Here is a 14,677-nt window from a genome sequence, read left to right on the forward strand (position 1 = left end):
TTTGGAATGCGTCCCCTTTGTAGGAGTGAGCCTGCTCGCGAAGAGGCCCGACCGGCCACCGCAAAAACCACCCGCCTTTACTCCTGCGACACCCCGCCACGCCACGACCTTGGTCGACACTGACTAACCGCCGCGCTCATGCGAGACTGTCCGCCCGGGCAGGAGTGCCGGGGGAGTCTTTTGTCGGGAGTGCTGCATGTCGTTGTCCACCGGGCTGATCGCCGTCGTCGCCCTGGCCTATATGGCCATTATGTTCGCCATCGCCTTCTACGGCGACCGCCGCAGCACGCCGTTGCCGCCGCGCGTGCGCGCGTGGGTGTATAGCCTGTCGCTGGCGGTCTACTGCACCAGCTGGACGTTTTTCGGCGCGGTGGGCCAGGCGGCTGAGCAGTTGTGGTCGTTCCTGCCGATCTACCTCGGGCCGATCCTGCTGCTGGTGGGTGCGCCGTGGGTGCTGCAAAAAATGGTGATGATCAGCAAACAAGAGAACATCACCTCCATCGCCGACTTCATCGCCGCGCGCTATGGCAAGTCGCAATCGCTGGCGGTGGTCGTCGCGCTCATCTGTCTGGTCGGCGTCCTGCCCTACATTGCCCTGCAACTCAAAGGCATCGTCCTTGGTGTAAATCTGTTGATTGGCGCCGGGGCTGACGCCATGGGCACCCGCGCCCAGGACACCGCGCTGATCGTTTCGCTGGTGCTGGCGCTGTTCACGATCGTCTTCGGCACCCGCAACCTGGACGCCACCGAGCACCACCGCGGCATGGTGCTGGCGATTGCCTTCGAGTCGCTGGTCAAGCTGTTCGCCTTTCTCGCCGTCGGCGCTTTCGTGACGTATGGCCTCTATGACGGTTTCGATGACCTGTTCAATCAGGCCATGCTCGCACCGCGCCTGGAGGAGTACTGGAAAGAAACCATCAACTGGCCGTCGATGGTGGTGCAGACCGGCGTGGCGATGATGGCGATCATCTGTCTGCCGCGGCAGTTCCATGTCACGGTGGTCGAGAACATCGACCCACAGGATCTGCGCCTGGCCAAATGGGTGTTTCCCGCTTACCTCGCCCTGGCGGCATTGTTTGTCGTACCGATCGCCCTCGCCGGTCAAATGATGCTGCCCGACGATGTGCTGCCCGATTCGTTTGTGATCAGCCTGCCGCTGGCGCAGGCGCATCCGGCGCTGGCGATGCTCGCCTTCATCGGCGGCGCTTCGGCGGCAACCGGCATGGTGATCGTCGCCAGCGTGGCACTGTCGACCATGGTCTCCAACGACATGCTGTTGCCGTGGTTGCTGCGCCGCAACAACGCCGAGCGGCCGTTCGAGGTGTTCCGTCAGTGGATGCTGTCGGTGCGCCGCGTGAGCATTGTGGTCATTCTGCTGCTGGCCTACGTCAGTTACCGCTTGCTGGGATCGACCGCGAGCCTGGCAACCATCGGCCAGATTGCCTTTGCCGCCGTGACTCAATTGGCACCGGCCATGCTCGGCGCGCTGTACTGGAAACAGGCCAATCGCCGGGGCGTGTTTGCCGGTCTCGCGGCGGGGACGTTCCTGTGGTTCTACACGCTGATTCTGCCGATCGCCGCGCACAGCCTCGGCTGGTCGCTTAACAGTTTTCCAGGGCTGGCGTGGCTGCACAGCAACCCGCTGAACCTGCCGATCACGCCGCTGACCCAAGGCGTGGTGCTGTCGCTGGCGGGCAACTTCACGCTGTTTGCCTGGGTCTCGGTGCTGTCGCGCACGCGGGTTTCCGAGCACTGGCAGGCCGGGCGTTTTATCGGTCAGGAAATCAGCGCCCGTCCCAGCGCCCGCTCGATGCTGGCCGTGCAGATCGATGACTTGCTGCAACTGGCGGCACGCTTCGTGGGTGAAGAACGGGCGCGACAGAGCTTCATCCGTTTCGCCTACCGCCAGGGCAAAGGCTTCAACCCGAACCAGAACGCTGACGATGAATGGATTGCCCATACCGAACGTCTGCTCGCCGGTGTGCTTGGCGCCTCTTCGACACGCGCTGTCGTAAAAGCCGCCATCGAAGGCCGGGAAATGCAACTGGAGGACGTCGTGCGCATCGCCGACGAAGCCTCGGAAGTGTTGCAGTTCAACCGCGCGCTGCTGCAAGGCGCCATCGAGAACATCACCCAGGGCATCAGCGTGGTCGACCAATCGCTGAAGCTGGTGGCCTGGAACCGCCGTTATCTGGAATTGTTCAATTACCCCGATGGTTTGATCAGCGTCGGGCGACCGATTGCTGACATCATTCGCTACAACGCCGAGCGCGGTTTATGCGGCCCCGGTGAAGCCGAGGTCCACGTCGCGCGGCGTCTGCACTGGATGCGCCAGGGCCGGGCGCACACCTCCGAGCGCCTGTTCCCCAATGGCCGGGTGATCGAGCTGATCGGCAACCCGATGCCCGGCGGCGGCTTCGTCATGAGTTTCACCGACATCACCGCGTTCCGCGAAGCCGAACAGGCGCTGACCGAGGCCAACGAGGGGCTGGAGCAGCGGGTCAGCGAACGCACCCAGGAACTGTCGCAGCTCAACGTCGCGCTGACCGAAGCCAAAGGCACGGCCGAATCCGCCAACCAGTCGAAGACCCGCTTCCTTGCCGCCGTCAGCCACGATCTGATGCAGCCATTGAACGCTGCGCGCCTGTTCTCGGCCGCCCTTTCCCATCAGGCTGAAGGCCTGAGCAGCGAGGCGCAGAAACTGGTGCAGCACCTCGACAGCTCACTGCGTTCAGCCGAGGACCTGATCAGCGATCTGCTGGACATCTCGCGCCTGGAGAACGGCAAGATCAATCCTGATCGCAAGCCGTTTGCCGTAAACGAGTTGTTCGACATTCTCGGCGCCGAGTTCAAGGCACTGGCGCAAGAACAACGCCTGACATTCCGCGTGCGTGGCACGCACTTGCGCGTCGACAGCGACATCAAACTGCTGCGGCGGATTTTGCAGAATTTCCTCACCAACGCTTTCCGCTATGCCAAGGGTCCGGTTTTGCTGGGTGTACGTCGACACGGTTCAGCGTTAAGCCTTGAGGTCTGGGATCGCGGGCCGGGTATCCCAGAGGACAAGCAGCAGGTGATTTTCGAGGAATTCAAACGCCTCGACAGCCATCAGACCCGCGCCGAAAAAGGCCTTGGACTCGGGTTGGCGATCGCCGATGGCTTGTGCCGTGTGCTCGGTCATACCTTGCGCGTGCGCTCGTGGCCGGGGCGCGGCAGCGTATTCAGTGTGACGGTGCCGCTGGCTCGTACCCAAACGCCAGCCGCCAGCGCGGTGGTGGAGTTGAATGGCACGTTATTGAGCGGCGCGCAGGTGCTGTGCATCGACAATGAAGACAGCATTCTGATCGGCATGCACAGCCTGTTGAGCCGCTGGGGCTGCCAGGTCTGGACCGCGCGCAACCGTGAAGAATGCGCGGCGCTGTTGAATGAGGGGATGCGGCCACAACTGGCGCTGGTCGATTACCACCTGGATCATGGCGACACCGGCACCGAGCTGATGGCCTGGCTGCGCACTACCTTGGGCGAGCCGGTGCCGGGCGTGGTGATCAGCGCCGATGGACGCCCGGAGACGGTCGCGCAGGTACATGCGGCGGGACTGGATTATCTGGCCAAGCCGGTAAAGCCGGCGGCGTTGCGGGCGTTATTGAGTCGGTATTTGCCGCTGTAGGTGGCGATTTCGCTGACGCCTTCGCGAGCAGGCTCGCTCCCACATTGAAATGCGTGCCCCTGTGGGAGCGAGCCTGCTCGCGAAGCCTTTGCCGTTACTCAGGCAATTCAACCAACCCATCAACATCAGTCATCGCCCGCTCGAGCAAATCCGCCGGCAAGCTCTTGCTCGCCCGCGCCCCGAGCAATTTGAGTTGTTCGCTGCGGCTGACCAGGTTGCCGCGTCCTTCGGTCAGCTTGTTGCGCGCTGAGCTGTAAGCCTTGTCCAGTTGTTGCAGGCGATTGCCAACCTCGTCGAGATCCTGAATGAACAGCACGAACTTGTCGTAAAGCCAGCCGGCACGCTCGGCGATTTCCCGCGCGTTCTGGCTTTGCCGCTCCTGCTTCCACAGGCTGTCGATCACGCGCAATGTCGCCAGCAACGTCGTTGGGCTGACAATCACGATGTTACGGTCGAAGGCTTCCTGAAACAGCGTCGGTTCGGCCTGCAAGGCTGCGGAAAACGCCGCCTCGATGGGCACGAACAGCAAAACGAAATCGAGGCTGTGCAGACCGTCAAGACGCTTGTAATCCTTGCCGGCCAAGCCTTTGACGTGATTGCGCAAGGACAGCACGTGCTGCTTGATCGCGATCTGTCCAAGACTGTCATCGTCCGCAGCGACGTATTGCTGATAGGCCGTCAGACTGACTTTGGAGTCGACCACCACCTGCTTGTCACCGGGCAGATAAATAATCACGTCAGGCTGGAAGCGCTCGCCGTCCGGTCCCTTGAGATTGACCTGGGTCTGATATTCGCGCCCCTTCTCCAGGCCAGCGTGTTCAAGCACTCGCTCCAGAATCAGCTCGCCCCAGTTGCCTTGGGTCTTCTGCCCCTTCAGTGCGCGAGTCAGGTTGGTCGCCTCATCGCTCAGGCGCAGGTTGAGCGCCTGCAAACGCTCCAGCTCCTTGGCCAGGGAAAAGCGTTCGCGGGCTTCGGCCTGATAACTTTCTTCCACGCGTTTTTCGAAAGACTGAATGCGCTCTTTCAACGGATCAAGCAGTTGGCCGAGACGCTGTTGGCTGGTCTCGGCAAAGCGTTGTTCGCGTTCATCGAAGATCTTCCCGGCCAGTTCGGCGAACTGCGCACGCAGCTCGTCACGCGAGCCTTGCAGGTCACTGAGGCGTTGCTGATGGCTGTCCTGCTGCTCACGCAGTTCGGCGCTCAGCGAGGCGGCCTGCGCATCAAGACGCCGCAGCTCGGCTTCCTTGCTGGCACGCTCAAGGTTCCAGGCATGGGACGCATCGCGAGCGTCATCGCGCTCGATTTGCAGTAACTCGACTTCACGACGCAGGGCCGCCAGGTCAGCCTGTTTGAGGGTATTGGCCTGGCTGAGGTCAGCGATCTCGTCACGACTGGCTTCCAACTGAGCGTTGAGACCATCCTGAGCCAACTGCGCCATGGCCAGCCGCTCTTCAAGCACAGCGATGTCGGCCTGGCCATCCCGCGCGCGGCGCTGCAACTGCCAGGCCAGCACCAACAGCGGCAACCCTGCGCCTGCAAGCCCCAGCAACACGCTGGTCAAGTCCATAGCCATAGCGACTCCTGCCGATCCGATAAAGCTTGAAGGTTAACCAAGGTGTCAGAGCTTGGACAGCTCAGTCTTCAATCAGGCCCAGTTCCTGTTGCGCACGCACGTCGCCGGCGCGGGCGGCCTGGCGCAACAGGTCCTGGCCGATGCGCCGGTCGCGGGCATTGCCGCACTCGCGACACATCAACTGGCCCAGACGGCTCTGCGCAACGACGACGCCCTCACGCGCAGGCTGCTTAAGCAAACGCCCGGCAAGGTGTTTGGCATTACGGCTATCGCCCAGACGCGGGCTGTCGAGCAACCATTCGGCCACACGCACGGAAAAACGCTTGGGGGAGGTAACACGAGGAGGTTCTGAGGTAACAGAGTCTGATACTGAGCGAAACTTCATAAAGCACTTGGGGCAGATCGGAAGGCGCGCCACTCTACTCTCTTTTTCTTACAGGTAAAGTCGAAACATCAGTCGGCACGCCCGTGCTAGAGCAAGCGCTCGGGACAATCCACAGAAGCTGTGGATAACTCAGTGGACAACCGCCTTGCAACCCTCGCAAAGCCTTATGGAATGGGCCTCGCAGTCAAACTGACGATTTTTTCACCAACAAAAAAAAGCGATGTTTTTCATTGACTTAAACTTTTGATACAGGCAGCCGTCAGGGTCAGGATTGATATGACAGTGCGGTGACAGTCCGCGCCACTGATGTGCACAAGTACCTGCTGCCCGGTTATATCGGTGCGCTTTTTCGGGCCAGTCTGGCAGCCTACCGGGGATAAACCGGCCTAATCACCTTGAGAGCAAGCACGTTGCGCCGACAAACGGCGAAGAAAACTGACCCGACATAAGCGATCCGGCCTGCCGGCAAGCTGTCCCAACCGGCGCACGGGAAGTTTTTTTGCGAGGCATTTGCTTTGCATCATTCGATCCGTTACTATCCGCGGCGTTAGTACCAAGCTGAAAGTCAATTCTGGTCGAACACATCCCCACGGTAAACCTTCGTTATCGAAGCCTCTGCCGAAAAGAGCGGGAACGACCCCTCGATGGTTTCCAGGTAAATCTTGCGACGACACAGCCTTTGATCGAATGCAAAGGGTGTTGCGAAGACCGTTTACTCTGACCGAACCAACCTGCAAATTGATCAGGATCTTCACCCCGGGCCCAGAACCTTTGCCCTTGTTGTGATGCCTGTCCTCCTAAGTACCTACCTGCCAGCCCAAGCGCGCCCACTTATCAGCGCTTCAAACTGGCTGCTTTGTTCCAGTCGGGTTCTTCGTTCGATCAATGGTGATCGACGTTACTGGAACGTTTTAACGTTGCACGGTTCTTATCCGTGTCATTTGTAGGAACACCTAATAACTATGTCTACTCAAATCCACACTCAGGATGCCATTCGCACCCTAACCAACGCTTTTGCCCCAATGAACTGCCTGATCATGGCCGCTCGCAAAGGCTGCTTCAGCTTCACCGTGGTCAATGAACACGGGATCGCTCGTCACAGCGAGCGCTTGTACCCCGATCAATACTCCAGTGCCGAACCGCTGCAGGCCGTGATCGACCGTACGCGCCAGGCACTGGTTGCCTGATAGCCGAACGCGCTGCAAAAGCCAAAGCCCCGCACACAATGCGGGGCTTTTTATTGCCTGATGTTTCGCTTTTACCGCTTCGCCGTTAAGCATCATTGGATATAACGGTTAAAACTCAGAGCCGGAAATATTTTAAAAACAGTCCTTTACACCCTGAATATGACACTACACTTCAACTCGAGCGGCTTGATCCGCTTGTGGCGAGCCTGAGCCGATCCACCGCTGCCAAGCCCCCTTTCAGGACTCGCCCCCATTACAAGATCCGAGGGTTTTATGGGTATCGCTGCCAGCGAACTGTGCCGCTACGTGATCCGTCCTACCTTGATCTACCTGGGACGCCACTGTGCAACCGCCGAATCCCTGCTGTTGGGTATCGCCGCCAGCCAGTCCGCCCTCGGCTCCGCACTGCATGACCGGCGCGGGCACGGCCTGTACCGCATCGCCGAGCAGCGCCACCAAATGCTTTGGGACGATTACCTGGCGCTCGATCCGGAGCGCGCCAGCCTGGTGCGTGGCCTGGCCAGCCAGCACGCATTCCTCAGCGGGCCGCACCTGGAACTGACCGTCAATCTGCGTTACGCCACTGCCATCGCCTGGCTATTGATCGAAGAGCAAGCCCCCACCCTCCCCGACCCGAACGATTTACTGGGCATGGCGCGTATCTGGCGCCAGACATTCCAGCCTCAGGGTCGTCTACGCGATTTCACCGACGCCTGGCAGACCTGTGTTTCACCGCTGAATCAGGTCGCTTGTTGACCGAGCGGTTCCACAAGTTCTCGCAACAGGTCGGCATTTTGGTCGGATTGTCCTACAAAACCGCTCTAACTCAAGGCATACAGGCTATAGCGCTGGGACGAAAATGTTGGTAATTTTCGCCCCGGTGATCACCAGGAGTTCTAATAATGAAAAAAGTAATGCTCAAAACCACCCTTAGCCTCGCCGTTGCCATGGCATCCACCCAGATTTTCGCGGCGGGTTTTGCCCTCAACGAACAAAGCATTAGCGGGATGGGGACTGGTTTTGCCGGGCGATCTTCTGCTGCCGACGACGCAAGCACTGTTTATGGCAACCCTGCCGGTATGTCGCGCCTCAAGCGCGAACAAGTCACCGGCGGCGTCGCTTTTGTCGATGCTCATACCGATATCAGCAACGGCAGCTCCAGCCCGAACGGCGGCAGCAATAAAGGCGACATGGTGCCCCTCACCGCCGTACCGATGGGCTTCTACGTCAAGCCAATCGACGATCACTGGGCATTCGGCCTGGGCGTCTACGTGCCATTCGGCCTGATCACCGATTACGAAAACGGCTTTGCCGGCCGTTACTTCGGCAGCAAGTCCGAAGTCCAGGTCATCACTTTCCAGCCAACCGTCAGCTACGCCTTCAACGACAAGGTGTCGATCGGTTTCGGTCCGACCATCAACCGCATCGACGGCTCTCTGGAATCGAACCTATCGATCACCCAGGCGCTGCCGGACGGCAAGGTCAAGATCAAGGGTGACGACACCGCGCTGGGCTACAACATCGGCGTGCTGGTACAAGCCACCGACACCACCCGCGTGGGCCTGACCTACCACTCCAAAGTCGATTACAAGCTCGAAGGCGACACCAAGGTCAAGTACGGCGCACTGGCGCTGGCAGGCCTGGGCGCCAACCAGAAATACGACGCTTCGTTGAAGATCACCACGCCTGAATCCGTCGACCTGTCGGTTACCCAGGCGATCAACGATCGCTGGAACGTCTACGCCGGTACCACCTGGACGCGCTGGAGCCAGCTGGACAAGATCACCGTCAAGAACTCCGGCGTGCAGCCACTGCTGGCCGGTCAGTTCGGCTCGATCAACGAAGATCAGAACTGGCATGACACTTGGGCTTACGCCGTGGGTACGTCGTATCAGTTGAACAAGGAATGGGTACTGCGTACCGGCCTGACGTTCGACCAGTCGCCGACCAATAACGAAGATCGCTCGCCACGCATTCCTACCGGCGACCGCACCATCTTCAGTGTTGGTGCCGGCTGGAGTCCGACCGAAGACCTGACCATCGACGTCGCTTATTCGTACTTGAAGGAAGAATCGGTCAACATCCGCAACGAGAACAATCGTGGCCAAAGCTACGAGTCCAAGTATGAAAACTCGGCAAACGGTTTCGGTGTCGGCGCGACCTACCGCTTCTGATGCTGCAAGGCGAGGCCAACCCCTCGCCCATAAAAAAGCCCCGCTCTCTTTGCAGAGGCGGGGCTTTTTTGGTTTCCGGCACTACGCCAAGCCATTGTGGGAGCGAGCTTGCTCGCGAAAGCGATGGATCAGCCGACTCATACTCCGAATGAGAGACCGCATTCGCGAGCAGGCTCGCTCCCACAGGGTACAGAGTGAATCAAGGCTTCAGCGGCTTTGAAGCGATGGCCTTTTCGATCGCCGCAATAAACTCCGGATCATCCGGCTTGGTCAGGCTGGAAAAGTTGGCGATGACGTTGCCCTGACGATCGACCACGTATTTGTAGAAGTTCCACTTCGGCGCACTGCTCTGCTCGGCCAGCACCTTGAACAGATGCGTGGCGCCATCACCGCGGACCTTCTGTGGCTCGGTCATGTTGAACGTCACGCCATAGTTGGCATAACAGACCTTGGCGGTTTCGGCACTGTCCTTGGACTCCTGCTTGAAATCGTCGGACGGGACGCCAAGCATCTCCAGCCCTTGCGCCTTGTAGCGCTGATTGAGCGCCTCAAGCCCTTCGAATTGCGGAGCGAACCCGCAGAAGCTCGCCGTATTGATGACCACCAGCGGTTTGTCGGCGTAGCGCTGACACAGGTCGATGGATTCCTTGGCCCGCAGCTTGGGCAGCGAACCTTGCAGCAGGTCCGGACAATCCGCAGCCCCGGCCAAGCCAGTCAACGTCATCAGCAACGCGGGAACAGCACACCAGCGCTTCAGCATGTCGAGCATCCTTTAAGCAGTCATCAGACTGCCGACGTTACTCGCCACGCGGGCTTCTAGCAAATGCTCATGCCCAACTGCATCAACGCCAGCCCGCCGCGCTGCCAGCCCCACCACGCCAGCGCCAGCAGCGCGGCACCGAGTGTGATGAGGGCCAGTCGCGACCCGATTCGGCTCATGCGGCGCTCGCGCGCGGTTGCAGGCGCTCGACCGGACGCTCGCGCACGGGCCAGTTCAGTGCCGCCGCCAGCAGGCTCAAGAGAACCGCCACTTGCCAGATCAAGTCATAACTCCCGGTACGGTCATACACCACCCCGCCCAGCCAGCCGCCGAGGAACGAGCCGAGCTGATGGAACAGGAACACGATGCCACCGAGCATGGACAGATTGCGCACGCCAAACAAGGTCGCCACCGTACCGTTGGTCAACGGCACCGTCGACAACCACAGGAACCCCATCGCCATGCCGAACAGATAAGCCGACGTGGTCGTCACCGGCAGCCACAGGAACAGCACGATCACCACTGCACGCAGCAGGTACAACGCCGTCAACAGGCGCGGCTTGGACATGCGCCCGCCGAGCCAGCCAGCGGTATAGGTGCCGAAGATGTTGAACAGCCCGATCAACGCCAGCACCGTGGTGCCGACGGTCGGCGGCAGATGCTGATCGACCAGATAGGCCGGCAGATGCACGCCGATGAACACCACCTGAAAACCACAAACGAAAAAGCCGAACGCCAGCAGCCAGAAACCGGAATGCCCACAGGCTTCACGCAGCGCCTCGGAGAGCGTCTGTTCATGCCCCATCAGCGGCAACGGTTTGTCTTTGAGCATGCTCACCAGCGGCACAATCATCGCCACCAGCAGCCCCAGCACCAACAGCGCCGCCGACCAGCCGAGCCAGCCGATCAGGCCGAGCGTGCCCGGCAGCATGGCGAACTGGCCAAAGGAGCCGGCGGCGCTGGCGATGCCCATGCCCATGCTGCGTTTTTCGGCCGGTACAGCGCGACCGACGACGCCGAGGATCACCGAAAACGAGGTGCCGGACAGGCCGATACCAATCAGCAGGCCAGCGCTCAGCGACAGGCTCAGCGGCGAATCAGCCAACCCCATGCAGACCAGGCCCGCGGCATACAGTACGCCGCCGATCAGCACCACTTTCGCCGCGCCGAAGCGGTCGGCCAGCGCGCCGGTAAACGGTTGTGCCAAGCCCCAGATCAGGTTCTGCAAGGCGATGGCGAAGGCGAATACCTCACGCCCCCAGCCGAACTGCGCACTCATCGGCGACAGGAACAGACCGAAGCCATGCCGTATGCCCAATGACAACGCCAGGATCAGCGCGCTCCCAAGCAACACCCAACCGCACGTACGCCACATCGTTGTCATTATTGTTCTCCGCTTGCGGGTATATACCCGCTTGAGTTTGGAAAAAAACCGGCCTCAGGCCAGTTCATCCAGCAGTCTGAGCAAGGTTTCGCGCTTCTCGGCACCGAGACGGTCAATCAACCGCTGTTGCGCCGCTTCCCAGGCGGGCAGCGCTGCTGCCAGGCGTTGCACGCCGATTTCGGTGAGTTTGACGATGCGGTTACGCAGGTCGTCGCCTTCGGCCAACGCCACCAGGCCTTCGCCTTCCAGCACGCGCAGATTGCGCCCAAGGGTGCTGCGATCCAGTCCCATCGCTTCGGCCAGTTCGGAAATACTCGGTTGATCCAGACGCTGCAGATTGCACAGCAGAGAATACTGGGCAACGTTGATCCCGAAGCCGTCGAGGGCGCCGTCGTAATGCCTGCTGACGCCACGCGCGGCGCGACGCAGGTTGGTGCACAAACACTGAGAAGGAAGCATGGTGCGTGTATATACCCGCGACTGTGTTAAATCAAGTTACAGATGAAATTCCTGATATTTTTGCTGCCTGAAAAATCGCCATCGCGAGCAGGCTCACTCCTACAAGGGGTACGCATTTCAATTGTAGGAGTGAGCCTCCTCGCGATAAGGCCGGCATTATCACTACAAAACTGTCAGCCTAACGCCAGCCCAACCAACACCATCATTTCCAGCAACTCCAGCAACGCCCCCGCTGTATCCCCGGTAGTCCCGCCCAACCGTCGCAGCATCACCCGCCGCAGCCAGACAAACACCCCAAGTGAAATCAGCAGCGCCACGACCGCACTGATCCCCGCGATCAACAGGCAACCCAGCGCACTCAACCCCAGCACCCACCAACCGCCCTTGCGCGGCAGATGATCGGCCAGCGCCTGGCCCAAGCCACCCGCACGCACATACGGCGTGGTCAGAAACAACCCCAGCAGCGCCGCCCGGCCCAGCACCGGCACGATGACCAGCGCCATCCCTTGTCCTTGCTCAATCAACGCCAGCAGCGCAGCGAATTTCAGCAGCAGCACCAACACCAGCGTGACTACTGCAATCGGCCCGCTGCGTGGATCTTTCATGATCGTCAGCGTGCGTTCGCGATCACCGAAACCACCGAGCCAGGCATCCGCGCTGTCGGCCAGACCATCCAGGTGCAGCGCACCGCTGAGCAACACCCAAACCGTCAGCAACAGCGCTGCATGAAGCAACGACGGCGCACCGGCCAACAACAGATTCAACGTGTAGAGGATCAGCCCGAACAGCAATCCCACCAGCGGATAGAACAGCAGCGACCGCCCAAGTTGTTCCGGCTCAGGCATGCCTGGCAGACGAATGGGCAGACTGCTGAGAAACTGCAAGGCGATCCACAGCGGCAGCATGTCAGTGACCTTCCCTGAGCGCGCCGTCCGCCGCGACCGTCAGCGCAAACAGCGCACCGTGGCCGACTTCGACATTGAGCAATTGTTCGCGCGGCAATCCGCGCGCCTGCGCCAATAACAGGCGCATCACACCGCCGTGGCTGATCAACAAAATCCGCTCTCCTGCGTACGCCGCGTGCAACCGCGCAACCGCCGCCAGCACCCGCAAGGAAAACTCGCTGACCGGCTCGCCTTGCGGTGGCGTGAACGCATACGGATCAGCCCAGAACAGCCCCAGCGCCTCGGCATCCGTTTCCATCAACGCTGCTGCGCTCTGCCCTTCCCAGGCGCCGAAATGCAGCTCCTGCAAATCCTTGTCGAGGTGCACCGACAGGTTCAGTCGCTCACCGAGTTCGGCGGCAAACCGCGCGCAGCGCTGCAACGGCGAGCTGACAATACGATCCCACGGCCCACCCGCGACCACCGCTGTGCGCATCTGCATCCAACCGTTTTCGGTGAGCGCATCGTCAAGGCTGCCGCGCAAGCCGCCGCCCAGCTCCGTCTCGCCGTGGCGCAGCAGATCCACCCGCAGCGTCATGCCGGGCGATCCGCCACCGCGGCTTCGGCGAACGTCGCCATCTGCCCGTGCAGGTCACACGCCAGGCGCAACAACGGCACCGCCAACGCCGCGCCACTGCCCTCGCCCAAGCGCAGGCCAAGCTCCAGCAACGGCTCGGCGCTCAAGGTTTCCAGCACATGACGATGTCCCGGCTCGGCACCGCGATGGCCGAACAACAGCCAATCACGCGAGGCCGGATTCAAACGGACCGCGACCAGCGCAGCGACGGTGCAGATAAAACCGTCGACCAGCACCGCGATCCCTTCCTGCGCGCAGGTCAGATAAGCGCCGACCAACGCGGCAATCTCGAAACCGCCGAGATTGCACAGCGTCTGCAAGGCATCGCCACGCTGTGCGGCATGCAGCGCCAGCGCGCGCTCGATCACTTGCGCTTTATGGCTGACGCCTTCGGCATTCAGCCCGGTGCCAGGACCGGTCAGGTGCGCCACCGGGCAATCAAGCAAGGCACACGCCAGCGCACTGGCCGCCGTGGTGTTGCCGATGCCCATCTCGCCGCCGATAAACAATTGCGTGCCGGCGGCTTTGGCGCGCAACACACTGTCGCGACCGGCCTGCAACGCCAGTTCGCCCTGCGCCTGAGTCATCGCTGCGCCTTGAGCGAAATTCGCCGTGCCTGCGCCGAGGTTCAAATGGCGCACGCCCGGCAGATTCAGCGCCGGATTCACCGTGCCCAGATCGACCACTTCCAGCTGCGCACCGAGCTGACGCGCCAGCACGCTGATCGCCGCGCCGCCGCTGACAAAATTGAGCAGCATTTGCCCGGTGACTTCCTGCGGATAAGCCGAAACGCCCTCCGCCACCACACCATGATCGCCGGCAAAAATCGCAATCCACACCTGCGCAAGCGTCGGTTTGACCTGACCTTGCAGACCGGCCAGTTGCACCGCCACCGACTCCAGCCGCCCGAGCGAGCCGGCCGGTTTGGTCAGTTGCTGCTGTCGCGCTGCCGCGCTTGCAACGGCGTCGAGATCCACCGGTTTGCACGGGTTCAGCCACCAGGGTTGGGTCATAACGCAGGTCCTTTCAAAGTCAGGGGCAGGCCGGCGACGGTCAGGACAACACGCTGACAGCGCTCGGCCAGAGTTTGATGCAGCCAACCGGCTTCATCGACATAACGGCGAGTCAATTCGCCCAGCGGCACGACACCCATTCCGGTCTCGTTGCTGACAAAAATGATTTCACCCGGCAGCGCGGCCAGGCACTCGAGCAGGGCTTCACGTTCGGCGCTGAGACGTTCGGCGTCGTCGAGCATCAGCAGGTTGGTCAGCCACAGCGTCAGGCAATCGACCAGCAGGCAACGCTCGGCACTGGCGCTTTCGCGCAGCACGCGGGCCAGTTCCAGCGGCTCTTCGATCAATACCCATTCGGCCGGGCGGCGCGCGCGGTGATGGGCGACGCGTTGGTTCATCTCGCCGTCCAGCGGCTGGCTGGTAGCGATGTAGGTGACGGCGAGATGGCTTTCACTGGCGAGTTTTTCCGCCAGGCGACTTTTGCCGGAGCGGGCGCCGCCGAGGATCAGTTGGAGCATCAGTTCATCCCGAAAAATATGCATTGAAGCTAAGGG

The 14,677-nt window shown here is 61.0% G+C and carries 14 protein-coding genes; 4 read left to right on the top strand and 10 right to left on the bottom strand.

The features are described 5' to 3' along the window. Positions 1–196 precede the first annotated feature (196 nt). The gene (locus HU739_RS09310; RefSeq protein WP_186551009.1) at positions 197–3,667 is read left to right on the top strand and encodes a hybrid sensor histidine kinase/response regulator; all 3,471 of its coding nucleotides are present in this window, start codon (positions 197–199) and stop codon (positions 3,665–3,667) included. Between the two features lie 94 nt (positions 3,668–3,761). Here the strand turns inward: HU739_RS09310 and rmuC are convergent, their stop codons facing one another. Together rmuC and HU739_RS09320 are read right to left on the bottom strand one after the other, a co-directional pair. Further along, positions 3,762–5,126: a DNA recombination protein RmuC gene (gene rmuC / locus HU739_RS09315; RefSeq protein WP_186551065.1), complete on the bottom strand. Its 1,365-nt coding sequence runs from the start codon at positions 5,124–5,126 to the stop codon at positions 3,762–3,764. Positions 5,127–5,301: 175 nt separating this feature from the next. Next, the gene (locus HU739_RS09320) at positions 5,302–5,625 is read right to left on the bottom strand and encodes an SEL1-like repeat protein (protein WP_186551010.1); all 324 of its coding nucleotides are present in this window, start codon (positions 5,623–5,625) and stop codon (positions 5,302–5,304) included. 962 nt (positions 5,626–6,587) lie between these two features. Here HU739_RS09320 and HU739_RS09325 point away from each other — a divergent pair. From HU739_RS09325 to HU739_RS09335, 3 genes are all read left to right on the top strand, one after another. After that, entirely contained in the window at positions 6,588–6,812 is a 225-nt protein-coding gene (locus tag HU739_RS09325) for a hypothetical protein (RefSeq protein WP_064586664.1), read from the top strand. Between the two features lie 273 nt (positions 6,813–7,085). Continuing rightward, a complete protein-coding gene (locus HU739_RS09330; protein ID WP_186551011.1) occupies positions 7,086–7,568 on the top strand; it encodes a hypothetical protein in 483 nt (160 codons plus the stop codon). A 146-nt stretch (positions 7,569–7,714) separates the two neighbouring features. After that, a complete protein-coding gene (locus tag HU739_RS09335) occupies positions 7,715–8,986 on the top strand; it encodes an OmpP1/FadL family transporter (protein ID WP_186551012.1) in 1,272 nt (423 codons plus the stop codon). A gap of 199 nt (positions 8,987–9,185) precedes the next feature. Here the strand turns inward: HU739_RS09335 and HU739_RS09340 are convergent, their stop codons facing one another. The 8 genes from HU739_RS09340 to cobU form a co-directional block, all read right to left on the bottom strand. Next, the gene (locus tag HU739_RS09340; RefSeq protein WP_186551013.1) at positions 9,186–9,746 is read right to left on the bottom strand and encodes a glutathione peroxidase; all 561 of its coding nucleotides are present in this window, start codon (positions 9,744–9,746) and stop codon (positions 9,186–9,188) included. Positions 9,747–9,802: 56 nt separating this feature from the next. Continuing rightward, positions 9,803–9,925: a hypothetical protein gene (locus tag HU739_RS26880; RefSeq protein ID WP_264082143.1), complete on the bottom strand. Its 123-nt coding sequence runs from the start codon at positions 9,923–9,925 to the stop codon at positions 9,803–9,805. Then, positions 9,922–11,130 (bottom strand): MFS transporter, encoded by a 1,209-nt coding sequence (locus tag HU739_RS09345; protein ID WP_407681949.1) that lies wholly within the window; start codon positions 11,128–11,130, stop codon positions 9,922–9,924. The genes HU739_RS26880 and HU739_RS09345 overlap by 4 nt, the downstream gene beginning before the upstream one ends. Positions 11,131–11,184: 54 nt before the next feature. Beyond that, complete coding sequence (locus HU739_RS09350; protein WP_186551014.1) at positions 11,185–11,589, bottom strand: MarR family winged helix-turn-helix transcriptional regulator; 405 nt, start codon at positions 11,587–11,589, stop codon at positions 11,185–11,187. Positions 11,590–11,762: 173 nt separating this feature from the next. Continuing rightward, positions 11,763–12,494 carry an adenosylcobinamide-GDP ribazoletransferase gene (locus HU739_RS09355; protein WP_186551015.1) on the bottom strand — a complete coding sequence of 244 codons (732 nt, stop codon included), beginning with the start codon at positions 12,492–12,494 and terminating at the stop codon, positions 11,763–11,765. 1 nt (position 12,495) lies between these two features. Then, positions 12,496–13,071, bottom strand: a complete 576-nt coding sequence (gene cobC, locus HU739_RS09360) for an alpha-ribazole phosphatase family protein (protein WP_186551016.1) — start codon at positions 13,069–13,071, stop codon at positions 12,496–12,498. Next, the gene (gene cobT, locus HU739_RS09365; protein WP_186551017.1) at positions 13,068–14,123 is read right to left on the bottom strand and encodes a nicotinate-nucleotide--dimethylbenzimidazole phosphoribosyltransferase; all 1,056 of its coding nucleotides are present in this window, start codon (positions 14,121–14,123) and stop codon (positions 13,068–13,070) included. Before cobT ends, cobC begins: the two co-directional genes overlap by 4 nt. Continuing rightward, positions 14,120–14,641 carry a bifunctional adenosylcobinamide kinase/adenosylcobinamide-phosphate guanylyltransferase gene (cobU, locus tag HU739_RS09370; protein WP_186551018.1) on the bottom strand — a complete coding sequence of 174 codons (522 nt, stop codon included), beginning with the start codon at positions 14,639–14,641 and terminating at the stop codon, positions 14,120–14,122. The genes cobT and cobU overlap by 4 nt, the downstream gene beginning before the upstream one ends. Between the last annotated feature and the right edge of the window lie 36 nt (positions 14,642–14,677).

This window comes from Pseudomonas hamedanensis, from assembly GCF_014268595.2.
Classification (GTDB): Bacteria; Pseudomonadota; Gammaproteobacteria; order Pseudomonadales; family Pseudomonadaceae; genus Aquipseudomonas; species Aquipseudomonas hamedanensis.